The organism is Geodermatophilus sp. SYSU D00965, assembly GCF_054050075.1.
Genome location: NZ_JBJGYQ010000005.1, coordinates 19130 through 41485, shown reverse-complemented (window position 1 = coordinate 41485; position 22356 = coordinate 19130). Strand labels below are relative to the sequence as shown.

The 22356-nt window shown below is 72.8% G+C and carries 17 protein-coding genes and 1 tRNA gene; 4 read left to right on the top strand and 14 right to left on the bottom strand.

The genetic code is table 11. The features are described 5' to 3' along the window. Positions 1 to 15: 15 nt before the first annotated feature. Positions 16 to 2565: a putative bifunctional diguanylate cyclase/phosphodiesterase gene (locus ACI789_RS06040; RefSeq protein WP_457007164.1), complete on the bottom strand. Its 2550-nt coding sequence runs from the start codon at positions 2563 to 2565 to the stop codon at positions 16 to 18. A gap of 612 nt (positions 2566 to 3177) precedes the next feature. Here ACI789_RS06040 and ACI789_RS06035 point away from each other — a divergent pair. Next, entirely contained in the window at positions 3178 to 3609 is a 432-nt protein-coding gene (locus tag ACI789_RS06035) for a pilus assembly protein TadG-related protein (RefSeq protein ID WP_456917546.1), read from the top strand. A 68-nt stretch (positions 3610 to 3677) separates the two neighbouring features. On the opposite strand, the gene ACI789_RS06030 is transcribed toward ACI789_RS06035, so the two are convergent. Then, positions 3678 to 3759, bottom strand: a tRNA-Tyr gene (locus ACI789_RS06030). 88 nt (positions 3760 to 3847) lie between these two features. Between ACI789_RS06030 and ACI789_RS06025 the strand changes: the two genes are divergently transcribed. Next, a complete protein-coding gene (locus ACI789_RS06025; protein ID WP_456917547.1) occupies positions 3848 to 4339 on the top strand; it encodes a YajQ family cyclic di-GMP-binding protein in 492 nt (163 codons plus the stop codon). A gap of 58 nt (positions 4340 to 4397) precedes the next feature. Here ACI789_RS06025 and htpX read toward each other — a convergent pair whose 3' ends face one another. Next, entirely contained in the window at positions 4398 to 5267 is an 870-nt protein-coding gene (htpX, locus tag ACI789_RS06020) for a zinc metalloprotease HtpX (protein ID WP_456917548.1), read from the bottom strand. Between the two features lie 207 nt (positions 5268 to 5474). Here htpX and ACI789_RS06015 point away from each other — a divergent pair, with 207 nt between their 5' ends. Continuing rightward, positions 5475 to 7394: a 2-oxoacid:acceptor oxidoreductase subunit alpha gene (locus ACI789_RS06015; RefSeq protein ID WP_457007163.1), complete on the top strand. Its 1920-nt coding sequence runs from the start codon at positions 5475 to 5477 to the stop codon at positions 7392 to 7394. After that, positions 7391 to 8482: a 2-oxoacid:ferredoxin oxidoreductase subunit beta gene (locus ACI789_RS06010; protein WP_457007162.1), complete on the top strand. Its 1092-nt coding sequence runs from the start codon at positions 7391 to 7393 to the stop codon at positions 8480 to 8482. Before ACI789_RS06015 ends, ACI789_RS06010 begins: the two co-directional genes overlap by 4 nt. 89 nt (positions 8483 to 8571) lie before the next feature. Here ACI789_RS06010 and ACI789_RS06005 read toward each other — a convergent pair whose 3' ends face one another. From ACI789_RS06005 to ACI789_RS05955, 11 genes are all read right to left on the bottom strand, one after another. Further along, positions 8572 to 9066 (bottom strand): hypothetical protein, encoded by a 495-nt coding sequence (locus ACI789_RS06005; RefSeq protein WP_457007161.1) that lies wholly within the window; start codon positions 9064 to 9066, stop codon positions 8572 to 8574. 122 nt (positions 9067 to 9188) lie between these two features. Further along, positions 9189 to 10403, bottom strand: a complete 1215-nt coding sequence (locus tag ACI789_RS06000) for a PQQ-dependent sugar dehydrogenase (RefSeq protein WP_457007160.1) — start codon at positions 10401 to 10403, stop codon at positions 9189 to 9191. Positions 10404 to 10425: 22 nt separating this feature from the next. Continuing rightward, on the bottom strand, positions 10426 to 11484 hold the full coding sequence (locus tag ACI789_RS05995; protein ID WP_457007159.1) for a polyprenyl synthetase family protein: 1059 nt from the start codon (positions 11482 to 11484) through the stop codon (positions 10426 to 10428). Then, positions 11484 to 13034, bottom strand: a complete 1551-nt coding sequence (gene nuoN, locus ACI789_RS05990; protein ID WP_457007158.1) for an NADH-quinone oxidoreductase subunit NuoN — start codon at positions 13032 to 13034, stop codon at positions 11484 to 11486. The genes ACI789_RS05995 and nuoN overlap by 1 nt, the downstream gene beginning before the upstream one ends. A 14-nt stretch (positions 13035 to 13048) precedes the next feature. Further along, the gene (locus ACI789_RS05985; protein ID WP_457007157.1) at positions 13049 to 14659 is read right to left on the bottom strand and encodes an NADH-quinone oxidoreductase subunit M; all 1611 of its coding nucleotides are present in this window, start codon (positions 14657 to 14659) and stop codon (positions 13049 to 13051) included. Between the two features lie 70 nt (positions 14660 to 14729). After that, a complete protein-coding gene (gene nuoL / locus ACI789_RS05980; RefSeq protein WP_457007156.1) occupies positions 14730 to 16625 on the bottom strand; it encodes an NADH-quinone oxidoreductase subunit L in 1896 nt (631 codons plus the stop codon). 16 nt (positions 16626 to 16641) lie between these two features. Beyond that, a complete protein-coding gene (gene nuoK / locus ACI789_RS05975; RefSeq protein WP_456921172.1) occupies positions 16642 to 16941 on the bottom strand; it encodes an NADH-quinone oxidoreductase subunit NuoK in 300 nt (99 codons plus the stop codon). After that, positions 16938 to 17768: an NADH-quinone oxidoreductase subunit J gene (locus ACI789_RS05970; protein WP_457007155.1), complete on the bottom strand. Its 831-nt coding sequence runs from the start codon at positions 17766 to 17768 to the stop codon at positions 16938 to 16940. The genes nuoK and ACI789_RS05970 overlap by 4 nt, the downstream gene beginning before the upstream one ends. Next, positions 17765 to 18412 carry an NADH-quinone oxidoreductase subunit NuoI gene (gene nuoI / locus ACI789_RS05965; protein ID WP_457007154.1) on the bottom strand — a complete coding sequence of 216 codons (648 nt, stop codon included), beginning with the start codon at positions 18410 to 18412 and terminating at the stop codon, positions 17765 to 17767. The genes ACI789_RS05970 and nuoI overlap by 4 nt, the downstream gene beginning before the upstream one ends. Further along, positions 18405 to 19871 carry an NADH-quinone oxidoreductase subunit NuoH gene (gene nuoH, locus ACI789_RS05960; RefSeq protein ID WP_457007153.1) on the bottom strand — a complete coding sequence of 489 codons (1467 nt, stop codon included), beginning with the start codon at positions 19869 to 19871 and terminating at the stop codon, positions 18405 to 18407. The genes nuoI and nuoH overlap by 8 nt, the downstream gene beginning before the upstream one ends. After that, the gene (locus ACI789_RS05955) at positions 19868 to 22354 is read right to left on the bottom strand and encodes an NADH-quinone oxidoreductase subunit G (RefSeq protein ID WP_457007152.1); all 2487 of its coding nucleotides are present in this window, start codon (positions 22352 to 22354) and stop codon (positions 19868 to 19870) included. The genes nuoH and ACI789_RS05955 overlap by 4 nt, the downstream gene beginning before the upstream one ends. Positions 22355 to 22356 lie beyond the last annotated feature (2 nt).

Here is a 22356-nt window from a genome sequence, read left to right as displayed (position 1 = left end):
GGGTCCCCCGGCCGGTCACGTGCGGACGAACAGCCGCCGGTGCGGCGTGCCCGGGACGGCGGACCGGACGCCGGTGCGGGCGAGGATCCAGCTCTCCAGGCGGTCGTCGGGCAGCGGTCGGCTGACCAGGAAGCCCTGGAGCTTGTCGCAGCCCATCTCGGCCAGGAGGTTGCGGGTCAGCTCGTCCTCGACGCCCTCGGCCACCACGCGCAGCCCCAGGTTGTGGGCGAGCTCGATGATCGAGCGGGCGATGAACGACTCCCCCTGGCTGGTCGACATCCCCAGCACGAAGGACTTGTCGATCTTCACCTCGTCGATCGGCAGCTGGCGCAGCTGGGACAACGACGAGTACCCGGTCCCGAAGTCGTCCATGGACAGCCGCAGCCCGAGGGCGTGCAGGTCGGCCAGCACGGTGCTGCTGCGCACCGAGTCGTCGACGACGCTGCCCTCGGTGAGCTCGAGGGTGAGCAGCTCCCCCGGGACGCCGTGCCGCCGCAGCGCCCGGCGCACGCGGTCGACCAGGTCGGGCTCGGAGAGGCAGCGCGCCGAGAGGTTGACCGCGACCGAGAGGGCGATGTCCTGGTCGAGCCACTTGCGGCAGCGGGCCAGCGCCAGGTCGAGCACGTGGTCGGTGAGCAGGCCGATGCGGCCGATCTGCTCGGCCAGGTGGATGAAGTCGTCCGGCGCGATGGCGCCGTAGCGGGGGTGGGCCCAGCGCACCAGCGTCTCCACCGAGACGATGTCGGAGGACCGCGCGTCGATGATCGGCTGGAAGACCACGCTGATCTGCCCGTCGGCCATGGCCTGCTCGAGCTCGGTGCCCAGCTGCAGGCGGCGCAGGCTCTGCTGGTCGAGCACCGGGTGGTAGCTCGCGATCCCGCTGGAGCCGGACCCGGCGAGCAGGGCGACGTCGGCCCGCTGCATGAGGGTGCCGGCGTCGTTGCCGTGGACCGGCGCCGCGGCCACGCCGATGGAGAGGGTGACCTCCAGGTCCAGGCCCGCGACCCGGGCGCGGGTCGAGGTGGCCTCCCGCAGCCGGCGGGCGGCGCGCTCGGTGGCCGCCAGCGACAGGCCGGGCAGCAGGACGGCGAACTGCTCGCCCTCCATCCGTGCGACGAGGGCCTGCGGCGGCGCGTGCTCCCGGAGCAGGCCGGCGGTCACCAGCAGCAGCTCGTCGCTGGCCGCGTGCCCGAGGGTGTCGGTGACCTCGGTGTAGTTGTCCAGCGCGGCGAGGATCAGGCCCACCCGGCCGCCGACCGGGTCGGCCGCCAGCAGTGCGTCGATCTCCACGGCGAGGCGCTGCCGGTTGGGCAGGCCGGTGAGCCGGTCGTGGTCGGCGTCGTAGCGGATCTGGGTGAGCAGCTGCTGCTGCCGGATCGCCGCGTTGACGTGGGTGAGCATGGAGTCCAGCGCGGAGCGGTCGCCGCCGCCGAAGGTCATCACGTCACTGCGACGGTCGCAGACCTCGAGGTAGCCGGGCTCGCCGGCGGCGGTGGCGACCGGCGCGGCGAGCAGGTCCCGGGCGCCGCGCCGGGCCAGGCCAGCGGCCTCGGTCTCGGTCGCGCGGGCGAGGCTCACCAGCAGCGGGCCGTCGTTCGACCCGTCGGTGGCCCGGCGGCGGATGAGGTCGTCGGGGTCGCCGGGGCCGTCGTACCAGGACCGGCCGTCCTCGGCGGCGACGACGAGCTGGGGCCCCTCGTCCAGGTACGGGGGCAGCCACAGGGCGACGCGCTCGGCGTTGAGCAGCTCCCGGACGGCGTCGACGATCTGGAAGGTGCCCTCCTCGTCCGGCGCGACGCCCTCGACGCGACGCGCGAACTCGTACACCCGCTCCAGCCGCTTGCTCTCCCGCGCCACGGCCGCGAACCGCCGGAACAGCAGGATGACGGCCGCGGCCGCGGGGAGCATGAGCACCCCGGACCACACCGTCAGCGAGGTCAGCAGCAGCGCGACGACGGCCACCGAGACCGCGAACGGCCCGACCACGGCGATCGGCAGCAACTGCTCCTGCCAGAACTGCCGGCCGGGGTCACCACCGCTGAGCCGGATGGCGGTGACCACGAGCGAGGTGCCGACGACGTCGGCCGCCAGGACGGCGAGGATGAGGGCGAACCAGGTGATCGGCGCGGTCAGCTCGCCGACGGGCAGGATCTCGAGGACGGCGGCGGCCACGGCCATCTCCACGACGGCGACCGCGAGGTTGTACACGGCCTTGGCCGGCGCGTAGCGCTGCACGGCCAGGCTGGCGCCCAGACCCAGGACCCGGGCGACGGCCGCCCACAGACCGCCCACCTCGACCAGGGCGAGGGTCATGGCCAGCTCGCTCACCGACCACAGGTAGGTCTGCCGGCGGAACTCGATCTGCAGGGAGACGGTCTCGGTAACGAAGAACGCGATGGCGACGAGCAGGAAGGGCAGCGGCTCGAACGCCGTGGTCGCCCGGGGGAACACGAGGACGGCGACGACCACCGCGAGCAGGACACCGCCTGCCGCGATGGCCCACGGATGGAGTGGCGCGGCGGCCCGTGGCAACGGCGCGCGCGGCTCGGGACTGGCCAACGTCACCCGGATTCTGGGAAAGGGGAGGAGAGCGCGCCGAGGCTAACAGCGGAATTCGCCGGGAAGGGAGCGCCACCAACCCGAACGGGGCAGCCGGTCCGCCGCCGGACCAACTGCCCCGTGGGATGTCTAGCGGGAACTCAGCAGCCCCACTTGGCCCCGCGACCCCACTTGGCTCCGCGACCCCACTTGGCTCCGCGACCCCACTTGGCTCCACGCTGCGTGTTCATGACGCCTCCTCAGGCATGAAGGACTGCACAGATGTGCGGCAGTCACCCAGGCGCGGGGGCAGAGCGTCGTTCGGTACGGACCGCGCCCGAGAGATTGCTGCCCGTCACCCGATCCGGACAAGCACGGAAGATCACGACGGAGTGACGAACCGTCATGCCGTCACTCTGCGTAGCGCGATCTGCCACTGTGTCACCTGTTGGTGTGACCACTGGAACGGGTGAGACTCCTGTGCCCACCGGGACGCCGACCGCGACAGTGGAGGGCGTGTCGCCCGCGATCCACAGGCGGCGGAGCCCCGCACCGGCCCTCCCGACGCCTCGTCCACAGCCGTCCACAGCGCCGTCCACAGGCCGTGGACTGCGCGCGACGCGCCCTACGCTCCCCGCCGTGCGACGCGACGAGCAGGAGGCCGAACGCGGTTCCACGCTGCCGCTGGTGCTGGTCTGCTGGCTGGTCGCGGCGCTGATGGCCTTCGGCGCGATCGCGGCGTCCGACGCCTTCCTCGAGCAGCAGGAGGTGCAGGCCGTCTGCGACGGAGCGGCGCTCGCCGCCGCCAACGCCACGGACGAGGCCGCGGTCTACGCCACCGGGCTGGGGACGACGCTGCCGCTCACCCTCGCCAGCACGCAGGCCGCCGTCGCCGACCAGCTCGCCGACGGTCGGACGCCGCTCGACGCGTGGTCGACCGAGACCGACGGGGTGGAGGTCACCGTGCACTGCACCCGCCGGGTCGAGATCGCCTTCGGCTGGCTCTTCCTCGGCGGGGAGCCGCTCGACCGGACCGCCGTCGCCAGCGCCCGGGCTCCGGCCACCGCCTGACGCGGGCCGGCCGGGGAAGCACGCAGGCCCCCGACCTCGGTGGAGGTCGGGGGCCTGCGACGTACCTGTGGCGGGTGAAGGATTCGAACCTTCGTAGGCTAAGCCGACGGATTTACAGTCCGCTCCCATTGGCCACTCGGGCAACCCGCCGTGGTGGTACCGGAAGAGCGTACAAGACGACACCGCCGCCCCCACCAGGCACCCCGCGTGGACGGCGGACCGAGAGGAGCACCCACAGATGGCCGACTCGTCCTTCGACGTGGTGAGCAAGGTCGACCGCCAGGAGGTCGACAACGCGCTCAACCAGGCCGCCAAGGAGCTCACCCAGCGCTTCGACTTCCGTGGCACCAACGCCAGCATCGCGTGGGCCGGCGAGGAGGGCGTCACCCTGCAGGCCGACACCGAGGAACGGGTCACGGCCGCCCTCGACGTGTTCAAGGACAAGCTGGTCAAGCGCAAGATCTCGCTGAAGTCCCTCGACGCCGACGACCCGCAGTCCTCCGGCAAGGGCTACAAGATCTCCGCCCGCATCAAGCAGGGCATCGAGTCCGACACCGCCAAGAAGATCGCCAAGATCATCCGCGACGAGGGGCCGAAGGGCGTGCAGGCACAGATCCAGGGCGACTCGCTGCGGGTCAGCGGCAAGAAGCGCGACGACCTCCAGGCCGTCCAGCAACTGTTGCGCGGCAAGGACCTCGACGTCGCCCTGCAGTTCGACAACTACCGCTGAGCTGGGGTGACGGCCCCCTCGCTGGGGCCCGCCGCGAGGGCGGGGGGCGAGGGGGCCGTCACCCCAGCTCGCGGGCGAGCTGCTCCAGCCGGGCGATGCGCTGCGGCATCGGCGGGTGGCTGGCGAACAGCGATGCCAGCCCCGGCCCGCGGAACGGGTTGGCGATCATCAGGTGGCTCTGCGTCACCAGCCGGTCCTCCTGCGGCAGGGGCCGGGCGGCCGCACCCCGCTCGATCTTGCGCAGGGCGGAGGCCAGGGCCAGCGGGTCGTGCGACAGGACGGCCCCGGAGGCGTCCGCCTGGTACTCGCGGCTGCGGCTGACCGCCATCTGCACCAGCCCGGCCGCGAGCGGGCCGAGGACCACCAGTAGCAGGCTGCCGAGGGCGTTGCCGCCTCCGCGCTCGTCGGACCGCCCGCCGAACAGCGAGGCGAACATCGCCATGTGCGCGAGGTAGGTGACCACCGTCGCCATCGCGCCGGCGACCGAGCTGATCAGGATGTCGCGGTTGTAGACGTGCGACAGCTCGTGGGCGAGCACCCCGCGCAGCTCCCGGCGGTCGAGCAGCTCGAGGATGCCCTGGGTGACGCAGACGGCCGCGTTGCGCGGGTTGCGCCCGGTCGCGAACGCGTTGGGTTGGTCGGTGGGGCTCACGTAGAGCCGGGGCATCGGCTGGCGGGCCTCGGTGGCCAGCTCCCGGACGATGGAGTACAGCGCCGGCGCCTGGGTCTCGGTGACGGGGAAGGCCCGCATCGCCCGCAGCGCCAGCTTGTCGCTGTTGAAGTACGCGTAGCCGTTGACGGCCAGGGCGACGACGAGGGCGACCAGCAGCCCGCTGCGCCCGCCGATCAGCGCGCCGGCGGCCAGGATCAGCCCGCCCATGAGACCGAGGAGGACCGCGGTCTTCAGCCCGTTGCTCCAGCGCTGCACGTCCCGCACAACGGAGCGCCGGGGGGCGCCGTTCCCCGCGCCGGGGCGCCGCGTCCTGCGAGCACCGTCACGGAATGGCGACGCCGGAGCGGGGGTTGCGCCTCTCGGCAGCCGGGTCCGGCCCGGCGCTCTCCGACCGTCAGCCCAACAGCCGGACCGCGGGTTGTGACGGACACGTAACCTCGGCCGGTGGAGGTGCACCCACTGATGACCACGACCAACCCGCCCGAGACCGCCGGATCGGCGGGCAGCACGGCGCCCTTCGTCAAGAGCGTCGTCGAGCTGGACCGGGTCGTCATCCGGCTGGCCGGCGACTCCGGCGACGGCATGCAGCTGACCGGGAACCGGTTCACCAGCGAGACGGCGTCGTTCGGCAACGACCTGTCGACGCTGCCGAACTTCCCCGCCGAGATCCGCGCGCCGACGGGGACCCTGCCGGGCGTCAGCTCCTTCCAGCTGCACTTCGCCGACCACGACATCATGACCCCGGGCGACGCCCCGGACGTGCTGGTCGCCATGAACCCGGCCGCGCTGAAGGCCAACCTCTCCGACCTGCCCGGCGGCGGGCTGCTGATCGTCGACTCCGACGAGTTCACCCCGCGCAACCTGGCCAAGGTCGGCTACGCCACCAGCCCGCTCGAGGACGGTTCCCTCGACGGCTGGCAGCTGGTGAGCGTGCCGCTGACGAGCATGACCCTGGACGCGCTCGCCGACTCCGGCCTCGGCAAGAAGGAGGCCGAGCGCAGCAAGAACATGTTCACCCTCGGCCTGCTGAGCTGGATGTACCACCGGCCCACCGAGGGGACGATCCGCTTCCTCGAGCGCCAGTTCCGCCGCAAGCCCGAGATCGCCGCGGCCAACATCGCCGCCTTCCGGGCCGGCTACAACTACGGCGAGACGACGGAGGCCTTCGCGGTCTCCTACGAGATCAAGCCCGCGCCGATGGCGCCGGGGCGCTACCGCAACATCTCGGGCAACCAGGCCCTGGCGCTCGGCATCGTCGCCGCCGGCCAGCGGTCGGGCCTGCCGGTCTTCCTCGGCGCCTACCCGATCACGCCGGCGTCGGACATCCTCCACGAGCTGTCCCGGCACAAGGCCTTCGGCGTCCGGACGTTCCAGGCCGAGGACGAGATCGCCGGCGTCGCCTCGGCGATCGGCGCCTCCTTCGGCGGCGCGCTGGGCGTCACGACGACGTCCGGGCCGGGGATCTCGCTGAAGTCCGAGGCGATCGGCCTCGCGGTGATGACCGAGCTGCCGCTGGTGGTCGTCGACGTGCAGCGCGGCGGGCCCTCCACCGGGCTGCCCACCAAGACCGAGCAGTCGGACCTGCTCCAGGCCATGTTCGGCCGCAACGGCGAGGCGCCGCTGCCGGTGATCGCACCGCGCTCCCCCGCCGACTGCTTCGACGCGGCGCTGGAGGCGGCGCGGATGGCGCTGACCTACCGCACCCCGGTGATCCTGCTGTCCGACGGCTACCTGGCCAACGGCGCCGAGCCGTGGCAGATCCCGGACGTCGAGGCGCTGCCCGACCTGCGGGTGGAGTTCGCCACCGAGCCCAACGGCGAGGACGGCGAGTTCCTCCCCTACCTGCGCGACCCGGAGACCCTCGCCCGCCCGTGGGCGATCCCGGGCACGGCCGGGATGCAGCACCGGATCGGCGGCCTGGAGAAGGCCGACAAGACCGGCAACATCTCCTACGACCCGGCCAACCACGACCTGATGACCCGGCTGCGCCAGGCCAAGGTCGACGGCATCGCGGCCACCCTGCCGCCCACCGAGGTCGACGACCCCGACGGCGACGCCCGTGTCGCCGTGATCGGCTGGGGTTCGACGTACGGCCCGATCGGGGCCGCCTGCCGCCGGATCCGCAGCTCGGGCCGCTCGGTCGCACAGATCCACCTGCGCCACCTCAACCCGATGCCGGCCGACCTCGGGGACGTCCTGCGCCGCTACGACCAGGTGGTCTGCCCCGAGATGAACATGGGGCAGCTGGCCCTGCTCCTGCGCGCCAAGTACCTCGTCGACGTCCAGAGCCACACGCAGGTGCGCGGGCTGCCCTTCCGGGCCGCCGAGCTCGCCGCGGTCATCCAGGACGTCATCGACTCCACCACCGGAGGCACCCAGTGACCACCATCGACCTCGGCATGCCGGCCGAAGGTCCCATCGCGGACGCCATCGCCCGTTCCCTCGAGAGCCAGGGCGAGAAGCAGACCGCGCTGAAGGCCAAGGACTTCAAGACCGACCAGGAGGTCCGCTGGTGCCCCGGGTGCGGTGACTACGTCATCCTCAACGCGGTCCAGAGCTTCCTGCCCTCCCTCGGCATCGCGCGCGAGGACATGGTCATCGTCTCGGGCATCGGCTGCTCGTCGCGCTTCCCGTACTACATGAACACCTACGGGATGCACTCGATCCACGGCCGCGCCCCGGCGATCGCCACCGGCCTGGCCGCCTCGCGCCCGGACCTGTCGGTCTGGGTCGTGACCGGGGACGGCGACGCGCTGTCGATCGGTGGTAACCACCTGATCCACACGCTGCGCCGCAACGTGAACCTGAAGATCCTGCTGTTCAACAACCGGATCTACGGGCTCACCAAGGGCCAGTACTCGCCCACCAGCGAGGTCGGCAAGGTCACCAAGTCCACGCCGATGGGCTCCCTGGACCACCCGTTCAACCCGGTGTCCCTGGCCATCGGGGCCGACGCGACGTTCGTGGGCCGGGCGATGGACTCCGACCGCAAGGGCCTCACCGACGTGCTGCGGCAGGCCGCCGAGCACCAGGGCACGGCGCTGGTGGAGATCTACCAGAACTGCAACATCTTCAACGACGGCGCCTTCGACCTGCTCAAGGACCCGACCACCGGCACGCAGTGGTCGATCCCCCTGGAGCACGGCAAGCCGCTGGTGTTCGGTCCGGAGGGCGCGTCCTGCGTGGTCCGCGACGAGTTCGGCGGGCTGCGCATCGCCGAGACCAACCAGGTGGCCGCCGAGGACATCGTGGTGCACGACGCCACGCGCCAGGACCCGTCCTACGCCTTCGCGCTGTCGCGGCTGTCCAGCCAGGACCTGCGCTACACGCCGATGGGCGTCTTCCGGGCGGTGCAGAAGCCGACCTACGACCGGATGATGGCCGAGCAGATCGAGGAGGCCCGGACGCAGTCGCCGGCCGACCTCGACGCCATCCTGGCCGGCGGCGACACCTGGACCGTCAACGCCTGACGGACGACGCGCACGAGGGGCGCCCGGGAACCTGGTTCCCGGGCGCCCCTCGCGTTGGTGCGTGAGGTCAGCCCCTCACGGCCGGCGGTTCAGTGGCCGTCGTGGTGGTCGTGGTGGCCGTTGTCGCCGTTGTGCCCGTTGTCGCCGTTGTCCTCGTCCACGACCTCGACCCACTCGGACGCCGAGTCCAGCTCGTCGTCGCCGTCGCTGATGGTGACGGTCACCTCGACCCAGTCACCGGCCTCGGCCGGGTCGTCGCTCTCCTTGTCGAGGGTGACGGTCTTGTCGTGCTCGTCGCCGTCGCAGTCGAGGTCGACGTCGTCCTTCTTGTACTCGCTGTCGTTCTCGGACTTCACGTCGGCCGAGATCTCGTCCGAGTCGTCGTCGTCCTCGCACTTGTACGTGAACGTGACGTCCAGCGTGTCGCCGTCGTCCCCCAGCTCCGCCTCGTCGTCGATGCTGACGACCTCGGCCCAGGCGTCGTCACCGTGGTCGTGGTCACCACCGGCCCAGGCGGGCGCGACGCCGGTGAACACCAGTGCCGTGGCGGCGGGGAGTGCGAGGAGCAGTCGGGAGCGGCGCATGGAGATTCCCCTTCGTGCGCGGCCGAGCTAGCGGCCGTAGGACTCTGACGTCGGCCACCTTTACGAATAGATGACTTTTGTCACAACCCCGTGACCTGCAACTCTCGACGACGGCGGGTCCGTCAGGCGCGTGGCGCGACCTGGAGTACCTGATCGCTCCCGTTCCCGTTGTCGGTCGTGACGTACAGGTCGCCGTCGTTCCCGAGCTGCACGGTCCGGATCCGGCCGTACGTGCCCTCGAACTGGGGCAGCCGGAACTGCTCGAGCAGCCCGCCGTCGTCCGCGACCCGCAGCGCCAGGACGCCCCGCCCCTTGAGGACGCCGAGCAGCAGCAGGCCCTCGTAGGCCTGCCACCGGTCGCCGTCGAGGAAGGTGGCGCCGGAGGAGGCGATGGTCGGGTCCCCGGAGGCCCAGGTGGCGGGGAGGACGTCGGGCAGCGACAGGTCGGTCATCGGGATGAACTCGCCGTAGCCGGGGCCGTGGGGCGCGAAGCCGCCGTTGCCGCCCGCCCGCAGCAACGTGACCTCGTCGTCCCGGTCGGGGCCGTGCTCGGCGGCGTAGACCTGGCCGGTCCCCGGGCGCACCGCCAGCCCCTGGACGTTGCGGTGCCCGTAGGTCCACACCCGCGGCTCGGCCCCCGGCCGGCCGGCGAACGGGTTGCCCGGTGCCGCCTCCCCTGTGGCGGGGTCGATCCGCAGCACCTTGCCGGCCAGGGTCCCCAGGTCCTGGGCGTTGTCCGGGTCGGCGGTGTCGCCGGTGCCGACCAGCAGCGCGCCGGTGGTGTCGAAGCGCAGCCGGCAGCCGCCGTGCCGGCCGATGCGCTCGTTGACCGGGATCCCGCCGAGCAGCGGGTCGGCGACCCGGGTGGCGCTGCGCCAGCCGTCGTCCACCGTCCAGGCGACCACCGCGATGGAGCGGTCGTCGCCGTCCTGCCGCCCCTGGCAGGTGTAGAAGCGCCGGTTCTGCGCGAAGTCCGGATCGAGGACCAGCCCCATCAGGCCGGTCTCCCCGCGCGCGAACAGGTCGGCGAAGTCGGCGTCGACCTCCTGCACGGTGCCGTCGGGCAGGACGGCGGTGAGCCCGCCGCCCCGCTCGTCGAACAGCAGCGTCCCGTCGGGGGCCTGCGCGAGGTCCCACGGGTGGTCCAGCCCGTCGGCGACCACCGTGACGTCGAGGGCCGGGACGACCGGGGGCGTGGTCGCCGTCGGGGACGCCGGCGCGCTGCTGCCGGGAGACGTCGTCGGCGGGGAGCCCGGGGCCGGCTCGTCGCCCGGCGCGCCCCCGGTGCAGGCGGCCAGCAGCAGGACGGCCCCCATGCAGGTCAGACGGGCGCGCACCCGCCCAGCATGCCCGGACAGCTCAGCTGGTGCGCGTCACGACGTAGTCGCACAGCGCCCGGAGGGCGTCGCGGACCGGCCCCTCGGGGACGCCGGCCAGCCGGGCGCGGGCCCGGTCGGCGTACTCCTGCAGCACCCCGGTGGCCCGCAGCAGCCCCGCCGACGAGCGGAGCAGCGCGAGCGCCTCGGCGTGCTCGGCGTCATCCGTGATCGGCCGGGAGACCAGGTCACGCAGCCGTGCCTCGGCCGGGTCGTCGCCGGCCAGGGCGAACAGCGCCGGCAGGGTGGCGACGCCCTCGCGCAGGTCGGTGCCCGGCGCCTTCCCGGAGGTGCCGTCCTGGCTGACGATGTCGAGCAGGTCGTCGGAGAGCTGGAAGGCGACCCCGACCTCCTCGGCGAAGGCGGTGAGGGCCGCCACCAGGTCCTCCCCCACGCCGGCGAAGGACGCGCCGAAACGGGCCGAGGTGGCCACCAGCGAGCCGGTCTTGTCGGCCAGCACCTGCAGGTGGTGGGCCACCGGGTCGGCGCCGGGGCGGGGGCCGACGGTCTCCAGGATCTGGCCGGTCACCAGCCGCTCGAAGGTGCGCGCCTGGATCCGCACCGCCTCGGGGCCGAGGTCGGCCAGCAGGTCGGAGGCGCGGGCGAAGAGGAAGTCGCCGGTGAGGATGGCGATGCTGTTGGACCACCGGCTGTTGGCGCTGGGCGCTCCCCGGCGGACGGCGGCCTCGTCCATCACGTCGTCGTGGTAGAGCGTCGCCAGGTGGGTGAGCTCGCAGACGACCGCCGCCTCGGTCACGCCGGGAGCGTGAGGGTCCCCGAGCTCGGCGGCCAGCAGGGCCAGCAGCGGCCGGAAGCGCTTGCCCCCTGCTGCCACCAGGTGCCCGGCGGCCTCGGAGATGAACGGGTGCTCGCTGTCGACGGCGGTGAGCAGGGCCTCCTCGACGCGTGCCAGCCCCTCGGCGAGGCGCGGGCCGAGGTCCCCCTCGGGCAACCACGGCCCGATCGTCGAGGCGGGGGTCGAGATCCGCTGCCAGGTCTCGACCGGGGTGTCCCCGTCGACGGCGGCGCTGGCTCCGGTCATCAACCGACGAAGATAGCCGCCTGCTCGGCCATGTCGAGCACCGCCCCGGGCACGATCCCCAGCACCAGCGTGGCCGTGACGGTCACGGCGAGCACGATGGTGGTGGGCAGCCCGGGCACCCCGACGGTCGGGCCGTCGGCAGCCGGCTCGGAGAAGTACATGAGCACGATGACCCGCAGGTAGAAGAACGCCGCCACCGCGCTGGTCAGCAGCGCCACCACGACCAGCGGCCACGCGCCGTCGTCGATCGCGGCCCGGAACACGGCGAACTTCGCGGTGAACCCGCTGGTGAGCGGGATCCCCGCCAGCGCCAGGAGGAACAGGGTCATGACGGCGGCGATCAGCGGCGAGCGCCGGCCGAGCCCCGCCCACTTGGCCAGGTACGTCGCCTCGCCGTCACCGTCCCGGACCAGCGTCAGCAGGGCGAAGACCCCGAGCGTGGTCAGGCCGTAGGCCAGCAGGTAGAACATCGTCGCGCCCAGCCCGGAGTCGGTGCCGGCCGCGCCACCGCCGTAGCCGATGACACCGGTGAGCAGGAAGCCCGCGTGCGCGATGGAGGAGTACGCCAGCATCCGCTTGAGGTCGGTCTGGGTGAGGCCGAGGACGGCGCCGACGACCATCGAGACGATGGCGATGCCGTACACGATCGGCCGCCAGGTCCACTCGCTGGTGCCGAAGGCCACGTAGAGCAGCCGGAGGATGGCACCGAACGCGGCGACCTTGGTGCACGCGCCCATGAACGCGGTGACCGGCGTCGGGGCGCCCTGGTAGACGTCCGGCGTCCAGGAGTGGAACGGCGCCACGCTGGCCTTGAACAGCAGCCCCACGATCAGCAGCGCCAGGCCCAGGACCAGCAGCACGTCGCTGCCGCTCGCCGCGGCCGCCGCCCGGATGTCGGAGAACCGCACGCTGCCGGTGGCGCCGTAGACCAGCGCCAGCCCGTAGAGGAAGAACGCCGAGGCGAACGCTCCCAGGAGGAAGTACTTCAGCGCCGCCTCCTGGGAGAGCAGCCGGCGACGCCGGGCCAGCCCGCTGATCAGGTAGAGCGGCAGGCTGAGCACCTCGAGCGCGACGAACATGATGAGCAGGTCGTTGGAGGCGACGAACAGCATCATGCCGCCGACGGCGAAGGTGGCCAGCGGGTAGACCTCGGTCTGCACCCGCGGGGCGGTCATCAGCTCGCGGTCGCGCGGGCTGCCCGCGGGCACCGCGGCCGCCGCGACGAACGCCGAGCGGGCCGGGTCCAGCGAGCGCTCGGCGAACAGCAGGATCGACAGCGCCCCGAAGCCGGCGATGGTGGCCATCAGGAAGACCGCCGGGCCGTCGACGGCGAGCGCGCCGCCGGCGGTGACCTCCCGCGACCCGGCGAGCAGCAGGCTGGTCACCAGGCCGCCGACGGTTCCGAGGAGGGCGACGGCGACCTGCACCGGGTGGCGGACCTCCCGCGGGGCGAACGCCTCGACCAGGACCCCGACGCAGGCGGCCCCGAACACGAGCAGCAGCGGCGTGAGGGCGCCCATCGACAGGCTCGGCGCCTGGATCGCGTCCACCGCGCTGACCATCATCAGTTCCCCCCGTCGGTGGTGGCCGGCTGCACGCCGGCGGGGTCCGCGCCGACGTCGCTCATCGTCGCGGCGACCGCGGGCTCGATGAGGTCCAGCAGCGGCTGCGGGTAGACGCCGAGCGCGATGATCAGCGCGACCATCGGCGCGGCCACGGCCAGCTCCCGGCGGGACAGGTCGCGCACCCGCAGCCGCGCCGGCGCCGGGGCGGTCAGGGTGGCGGTGCCCCCGCCCTCGGCCGGGATCGCCGTCGTGCCCGAGGGCTCGAGGAGCACGCCGCGGGGCGGACCGTGCATGGTGCGCTGGTACATGAGCAGCACGTACAGGGCGGCCAGGATGATGCCGACGGTCGCCAGCACCGTGTAGGCGGGGAGCTCCGGGAACGACCCGATCAGCACGAGGAGCTCGCTGACGAAGCTGTTCGTGCCCGGCAGCGACAACGTGGCCAGGCCCGCCACGAGGAACACGCCGGCCAGCAGGGGCGCCTGCGCGGCGACGCCGCCGTAGTCGCCGATCAGCCGGGAGCCGCCGCGGGCGATCAGCATGCCGACCACCAGGAACAGCAGCCCGGTCGCGATGCCGTGGTTGACCATGTAGAGCACCGCGCCGGTGGCCGCCTCGGTGGTGAAGGCGAAGATGCCCAGCGCGATGAAGCCGAAGTGGGCGATCGAGGTGTAGGACACCAGCCGCTTCATGTCCGACTGGCCCATCGCCAGCAACGCGGCGTAGAGGATGCCGACGACGGCGAGCACGAGGACCAGCGGGGCGAGGTCCCGCGAGGCGTCGGGGAACAGCGGCAGGCAGTAGCGGATGAACCCGAAGGTGCCGACCTTGTCCAGGACGCCGACCAGCAGCACCGCGCCACCGATCGGGGCCTCGGCACCGGAGTCGGGCAGCCAGGTGTGGAAGGGCACCAGCGGCGCCTTGATCGCGAAGGCGACGAAGAAGCCGAGGAACAGCAGCTTCTGCACGCCCGGGTCGATCTCGAGCTGCCGCAGCGCGTCGAAGGCGAACGTCCCCTCCCCCAGCTGGCTGTTGCTCACCACGTACAGCCCGATCACCGCGGCCAGCATGACCAGGCCGCCGACCAGGCTGTAGAGGAAGAACTTGACCGCCGCGTACTGCCGTCGCGGCCCGCCGAAGCTGCCGATCAGGAAGTACATCGGGACCAGCATCGCCTCGAAGAAGACGTAGAAGAGGAAGACGTCGGTGGCGGCGAAGACGCCGACCAGCAGCGCCTCGAGCAGCAGCAGCCAGGCGAAGAAGGTCCGCATGGAGCGCCGGGTGGTCGGGGTGTCCCGCCACGAGGCGACCACGACCACCGGCACCAGGACGCCGATGAGCAACAGCATGACCAGCGCGATGCCGTCGACGCCGAGGGCGAAGTCGACGCCGAAGTCCGGGATCCAGGGGACCGACGTCGTCAGCTGGAACCGCGGGCCCGCGGTGTCGAAGGCCACCGTGGCCAGGACGGCCAGCAGGAGCACCAGGCCGCTGACGCCGAGCGCGACCTGCTTGGCGAGGTCGTCGCGGCCCTTGGGCAGGGCGGCGACGACGGCCGCCCCGGCCGCGGGCACGACGATCATCGCCAGCAGCCACGGGAAGTCGGTCACGACGTCGCCTCTCGGTCCGTGGGGAACCCCTGCCGTTCGCTCCCGCCCGGTGGCAGGAGGGTGGAGCGGCTCATCCGGCCGTCACCGCCAGCAGCGCGCCGGCGACGACGACCGCTCCGCCGAGCATCGACAGGGCGTAGGAGCGCACGAAGCCGGTCTGCGTGCGGCCGAGCCGGGACGACGAGCCGCCCAGCGTCGCGGCCAGCCCGTTGACCGCGCCGTCCACCCCGCGGTTGTCGACGAAGACCAGCGCGCGGGTCAGCCACTGGCCGGGCCGCATGAACAGCGACTCGTTGACCGTGTCGGCGTACAGCGCGTGGCGGGCGGCCCGGACGGGCAGGGCGACGCGCGCCGGCGCGGTCACCGGGACCTCGCGGCGGCCGACGAACAGCCACGCGGCGCCGACACCGAGCAGCATCGCGAGGGTCACGAACACGCTCACCAGCAGCGGCGCCACCACGTGCTCCGCGGCCTCGGGCTCACCGAACACCGGCGCGAACCACTCCTCCAGCGGGAAGGCCACCACCAGGAGGAACCCGGCGACGACCGAGCCGACGGCCAGCACGACCATCGGCACGGTCATGACCGGCGGCGCCTCGTGCGGGTGGACGCCCTCCTCCCACCGCGGCCGGCCGAAGAAGGTCATCAGCATCAGCCGGGTCATGTAGAAGGCGGTGAGCCCGGCCGCCAGGATCGCCACCGTGCCCAGCAGGTAGCCCCAGCCGTCGCCGCGGTCGAAGGCGGCCTCGATGATCGCGTCCTTGGTGTAGAAGCCGGACAGGAACGGGAAGCCGATCAGGGCGAGGTAGCCCAGCCCGAAGGTGACGAAGGTGGTCCGCATCCGGGAGGCCAGCCCGCCGAAGCGGCGCATGTCCACCGAGTCGTTCATGGCGTGCATGACCGACCCGGCGCCGAGGAACAGCCCGGCCTTGAAGAAGCCGTGGGTGAACAGGTGCGCCAGGCCCGCGACGTAGCCGACCGGGCCCAGCCCGACGGCCAGGAACATGTAGCCGATCTGGCTGACCGTCGAGTAGGCGAGCACCTTCTTGATGTCGTCCTGCGCGCAGCCGGCGATCGCGCCGATCGTCAGCGTGATCGCGCCGACGGCGAGCACGACGGCGCGGGCGGTCGCCGTCTCGTCGTAGATCGGGGCGCAGCGGGCGATGAGGTAGACGCCGGCGGTGACCATGGTCGCGGCGTGGATGAGCGCCGAGACCGGGGTCGGGCCCTCCATCGCGTCGGGCAGCCACGCCTGCAACGGGAACTGGCCGGACTTGCCACACGCGCCGAGCAGCAGCAGCAGGCCGAGGGCGGTGACGGTGCCGCCGGCCAGCGTGCCGACGGCGCCGAAGACGCCCTCGTAGCTGACCGTGCCGAGCTGGGCGAACATCAGGAAGATCGCCAGCGCCAGGCCGACGTCGCCGACCCGGTTCATGATGAACGCCTTCTTCGCCGCGGTCGCCGCCGACGGGCGGGTGTACCAGAAGGCGATGAGCAGGTACGACGCCAGGCCGACGCCCTCCCAGCCCACGTAGAGCATCACGAAGTTGTTGCCGAGGACCAGCAGCAGCATCGCCGCGACGAACAGGTTGAGGTAGGCGAAGAAGCGGCGGCGGCCGGGGTCGTGCGCCATGTACCCGACCGAGTAGACGTGGATGAGCGCGCCCACGCCGGTGATCAGCAGCACGAACGCCGCGGACAGCGGGTCGTAGAGCAGGCCGGCGCTGACGTCCAGCGAGCCGGCCGAGACGAAGGTGAACAGGTCGACGCTCACCGCGCGCCCGTCGAGCTGGAGGGTGCAGACCAGGCCGATGACGAACGCCACGACGACCGTGGCCACGCCCAGCAGGTGGCCCCAGCGGTCGGTGCGGCGGCCGCCGAGCAGCAGCACGGCGGCGCCGGCCAGCGGCAGCGCGATCAGCAGCCAGGACGCGGAGAGCAGCCCGTCGGCGGGCACTGTTTCCATCGACCGGTCCCCGTTCTCAGTACTTGAGCAGGTTGGCGTCGTCGACCGACGCCGACCGGCGGGTCCGGTAGATCGACATGATGATCGCGAGGCCGACGACGACCTCGGCCGCGGCGACGACCATGACGAAGAACGCCATGATCTGGCCGTCGACGGTGCCGCCGGCCCGCGCGAAGGTGACCAGCGTGAGGTTCACCGAGTTGAGCATCAGCTCGATGCACATGAACACGACGATCGCGTTGCGCCGCACCAGCACCCCGACCGCGCCGATGGTGAACAGGATCGCGGCCAGCACCAGGTAGTTCGCGGGACTCACGGCCGCTCCTCCGGTGCCGGGTCGAGCGTGCCGAGCGCCGCGTCGGGGCTGCCGAGCTCCGCCCGGCCGGTGGGACGGGGCATCTGCTCGACCTCCTGGGGGTCGATGCCGGTGGCGAAGCTGTCCTCGGCCGGCCGGCCGTCGGGCAGCAGCGCCGGGGCGGCCACGGAGTTGGCCCGGGCGTAGACGCCAGGACCGGGCAGGGTCTGCGGCCGGTCGGTGAGGAACCGCGCCCGGGAGAGCTCCTTCTGCGTGCGGCGGCTGCCGGGCTCCCGCTCGATGTGCGCCAGCACCATGGCGCCGACCGCGGCGGTGATGAGCAGCGCGCTGGTGACCTCGAACGCCAGCAGGTACCGGGTGAACAGCACCTGGGCGACCACCTCGATGTTGCTGTTGTCGCCGCCCTGCACCGCCGCGAGCCCGGCGAGCGGGAGGTCCTGGGTGGCCCGGGCGATGCCGGCGCCGACCAGCCCGGCGAACCCGATGCCGAGCACGATCGCGGCCACCCGCTGCCCGCGCAGGGTCTCCACGACCGAGTCGGAGGAGTCCCGGCCGACCAGCATGAGGACGAACAGGAAGAGGATCATGATCGCGCCGGTGTAGACGATGATCTGCACCGCACCGAGGAACGGCGCCTCCTGGACGACGTAGAAGACGCCCAGCGCCAGCATGGTGTTGACCAGCCACAGCGCCGAGTGGACGGCGTTGCGCGAGAGCACCATGCCCAGCGCGCCGGCCACGGCGATCGGGCCGAGGATCCAGAAGACGACGGCCTCGCCGGTGCCGATCTGCACGCCCCCGTCAGCGGCCGCGGCCAGCGCGCTCACACCCGCTCCTCGGTGACGGGCTCGGCCGGCGATGCCGGGTCCGGCGTCCGGACGTAGTAGTCACGCTCGTCGTCCCCGAGCCGCATGGGGTGCGGCGGGGCCTCCATGCCGGGCAGGAGCGGGGCCATGAGCTGCTCCTTGGTGTAGATCAGGTCCTGCCGGTTGTCGTCGGCGAGTTCGAAGTCGTTGCTCATCGTCAGCGAGCGGGTGGGGCAGGCCTCGATGCACAGCCCGCAGAAGATGCAGCGCAGGTAGTTGATCTGGTAGACGCGCCCGTACCGCTCGCCCGGTGAGTAGCGGGCGTCCTCGGTGTTGTCGCCGCCCTCGACGTAGATGGCGTCGGCCGGGCAGGCCCAGGCGCACAGCTCGCACCCGACGCACTTCTCCAGCCCGTCGGGGTGCCGGTTGAGCACGTGCCGCCCGTGGTAGCGCGGCTTGGTCACCTTGGGCACGTAGGGGTACTCCTCGGTGGTCACCTTGCGGAAGATCTGCGCGAAGGTGACCCCGAAGCCCTGGGCCGGGCCCGGTAGCCGGCTGGACCGCTTGACCGGGCCCGCGTCCCCGTCGCGGCGCGCGAGCTCGCCGCGGGCGGCCTGGGCCAGGCCCTTCTCGCTGCCGTCCGTGGACGGGTCCTGCTCAGGCATCGCCGTCCTCCTCTCCGGTGCGGGCGCCCCGCCGCCCGGTGCTGACGACCCCGCCGGCGGCGACGGTGTCCCGGCTGCGCAGCCGTGGGGACGGCGGCACCGCCAGGTCCATGGGCGGGACGGGGAAGCCGCCCTCGGCGCGGCTCGGACCGCCGGCCGGGCGGCGCCGCGGCCCGGTCGGCGGCAGCACCTCCGGCTCGGCGTCGGTCGGGTGGACCGACCCCGCGGCGGCCTTGGTGGCCGCGATGCGGGTGTCGCGGTTGCTCACCCGGCTGGCCACGAGCAGCCCGGCGAGGACGAGCAGCGCGATGGGGACGCCGACGAACAGCGCCACCTCGCCGGTGGACAGGTCCGCCTCGCGGGCCACGGTGCGCATCGTCGCGACGGCGAGGATCCAGACCAGCGCCGTCGGCACCAGCACCTTCCAGCCGAAGCGCATGAACTGGTCGTAGCGGAGCCGGGGCAGCGTGCCGCGCAGCCAGATGAAGACGAACAGCGCGACGACGACCTTGAGGAAGAACCACAGCAGCGGCCACCAGCCGCTGTTGGCGCCGTCCCAGATCGACAGCGGCCACGGTGCCCGCCAGCCGCCGAGGAACAGCGTCGCGGCCAGCGCCGAGACGGTGACCATGTTGATGTACTCGGCGAGGAAGAACAGCGCGAACTTCAGCGACGAGTACTCGGTGTGGAAGCCGCCGACCAGCTCGCTCTCGGCCTCGGGCAGGTCGAACGGGGCGCGGTTGGTCTCGCCCACCACGGCGACGCAGTAGATGACGAAGGAGACCGGCAGCAGGATCGCGTACCAGCTGGGTCCGGTGAACTCCAGCCCGAAGAACGACAGCTGGGTGCCGTCGGCCTGGGCGGCGACGATCTCCGAGGTCGACATCGAGCCGGCGTAGAGGAACACCGCGACGATCGACAGCCCCATCGCGATCTCGTAGCTCACCATCTGCGCGGCGCTGCGCAGGCTGCCCAGCAGCGGGTAGGTCGAGCCGGAGGCCCAGCCGGCGAGCACGATGCCGTAGACGCCCATCGCCGAGCAGGCGAGCACCACCAGGACGCCGATGGGGGCGTCGGTCAGCTGCAGCGGGGTGCGCTGGCCGAAGATGCTCACCGTCGGGCCGAGCGGGATCACCGAGAAGGCCAGGAAGGCCGGGATCGCGGCGATGACCGGGGCCAGGAAGTAGACCGGCTTGTCCGCGAGCGCAGGCATGATGTCTTCCTTGAACGCCAGCTTCAGCCCGTCGGCGAGGCTCTGCAGGTAGCCGCGGGGGCCGACCCGGTTGGGGCCGATCCGCTGCTGCATCCGGGCGACGACCTTGCGCTCGAAGACGATCGCGAACAGCGTCATCAGCACCAGGACGACGAAGACGCCGACGATCTTGATGAGCACGATCCACCAGACGTCGTGCCCGAAGTCGGCCAGGGTGGGCTGGTTCTCCGCCGCGAGCACGGTCACGAGGCCCCTCCCGTCGGGGTGGCAGGGGTGGGTCCAGGAACGGTCGCGAGGCGGACGACGCCGCCGGGGGGTGTGCCCAGTGAGGTCCTGACCTCGCTGCCGGGTGAGCGCATCGGCAGCCAGACCACCTGGTCGGGCATCTCGGTGACGAGCACGGGCAGGGTGACCTCCCCCATCGCGCCGCAGACGGTGAGCGGGTCGCCGTCGGCCAGGCCCAGCCGGCGGGCGACGTCCTTGCCGACCCGGACGACCGCCGGGCGGGCGGTGTCGGCCAGCTCGGGCTCGTCCCGCTGCAGGGTGCCGACGTCGAGCAGCTGCCGCCAGGAGGCCAGTACCGCCTCGTCCTCGGTCAGCGGCGGGTCCGCCGGCGGGGCGACGTCCAGGCCGGTGACCTCGGGCCGGACGGCGAGGGCCCCGAGCGCGGCGAGCTCGGCGCGGGCCACCTCGGGCGCGGGCAGCCGCAGGTCGACGTCGAGCTCGTCGGCCAGCCCCTGCAGCACGCGGCCGTCGGGCAGCTGGCCGGTGCCGTGCAGCGTGGCGTCGAAGGACCGCAGCCGGCCCTCCCAGTCCAGGTAGCCACCGGCCTTCTCCGGCGCGGCAGCCACCGGGAGGACGACGTCGGCGTACTCGGTGACCGCGCTCGGGAACAGCTCGAGGCTGACCACGAAGTCGGCGTCGGCCAGGGCGGCCAGGGCCAGCTGCGGGTCGGGCAGGTCGGCGGGGTCCACCCCGCCGACGAGCAGCCCCTTGAGCCGCCCGTGGGTGATCGCGGTGAGGATGCCGGTCGTGTCGCGGCCCGGCGTGGCCGGCAGCTCGGGCACGCCCCAGGCGGCGGCGACCTGCGCGCGGGCGCCGGCGTCGGTGACCGGGCGGCCGCCGGGCAGCAGCGTCGGCAGCGCCCCGGCCTCGACCGCGCCGCGCTCGCCCGCGCGGCGGGGCACCCAGGCGACACGGGCGCCGGTGGCCCGGGCGAGGGCGGCCAGGGCGGAGAAGGCGCCGGGGACCTCGGCCAGCCGCTCACCGGCGAGCACGATCGCGCCGGGCCGCCGGACCGCCTCGACCGCCGGGCCGCCCCAGGTGCCCTCGGCGAGCGCCGCCAGGGACCGGGCCTCGGTGCCGGGCAGGGTGGTGAGCACCGTGGCCTGCAGCTTCTCCGCGGCGCGGGTCACGAACGGGGCGAGGTCGAAGACGGCCAGCCCGCGGGTGCGCACGGCACGGCGCAGCCGGAGGAAGAGGATCGGCGACTCCTCCTCCGGCTCGAGCCCGGCCAGGACCACGGCCGGGGCCGCGGCGAGGTCGGCGTAGGTGACCGCCCCGTTGGCCGGGCCGGTGCCGGCGACGTGGGCGGCGAGGAAGGCCAGCTCCTCCGCCGAGTGCGCGCGGGCGCGGGCGTCGACGTCGTTGGTGCCCAGCGCGACCCGGGCGAACTTGGCGTAGGCGTAGGCGTCCTCGACGGTGAGCCGGCCGCCGGGCAGGACGCCGACGCCGCCCGCGTCCCGTGCGGCGCGCAGCCCCTCCGCGGCCGCGGCCCACGCCTCTGGCCAGGAGGCCGGCGTCAGCACGCCGTCGCGCCGGACGAGCGGTGTGGTCAGCCGGTCGTTGGCGGTGGCGTACCGGAAGGCCCAGCGCCCCTTGTCGCAGTTCCACTCCTCGTTGACCTGCGGGTCCTCCCCCGCCAGCCGGCGCAGCACCTTGCCCCGGCGGTAGTCGGTGCGCTGCGCGCAGCCCGACGCGCAGTGCTCGCAGACGCTGGGCTCGCTGCGCAGGTCGAACGGGCGGGAGCGGAACCGGTACTGGGCGCTGGTCAGGGCGCCGACCGGGCAGATCTGGGTGGTGTTGCCGGAGAAGTAGGAGGAGAACGGCTCGTCCTCGTAGATCGCCACCTGCTCCAGCGCGCCGCGCTCGAACAGCTCGATGAACGGGTCGCCGGCCACCTGCTGGGAGAACCGGGTGCACCGGGCGCAGAGCACGCAGCGCTCGCGGTCGAGCAGGACCTCGGTGCTGATCGGCAGCGGCTTGGGATAGGTCCGCTTGACGTCGACGAACCGGCTCTCCGCGCGGCCGTTGCTCATCGCCTGGTTCTGCAGCGGGCACTCGCCGCCCTTGTCGCAGACCGGGCAGTCCAGCGGGTGGTTGATCAGCAGCAGCTCCATCGTGCCCTGCTGCGCCTTGTCGGCGACCGGGCTGGTGAGCTGGGTCTTCACCACCATGCCCTCGGTGACCGGCATGGTGCAGGAGGCCACCGGCTTGCGCTGCCCCTCGACCTCGACCAGGCACTGCCGGCAGGCGCCGACCGGCTCGAGCAGCGGGTGGTCGCAGAACCGGGGGATCTGGACGCCGATCATCTCCGCGGCCCGGATGATCAGCGTCCCCTTGGGCACGGCCACGTCGAAGCCGTCGATGGTGCAGTGGACGGCGTCCGGCGGCGTGTGCGGGCCGGGGACGGCCGGCACCGCGGCCGGTGCGGGCTGGGGCGTCGTCACTG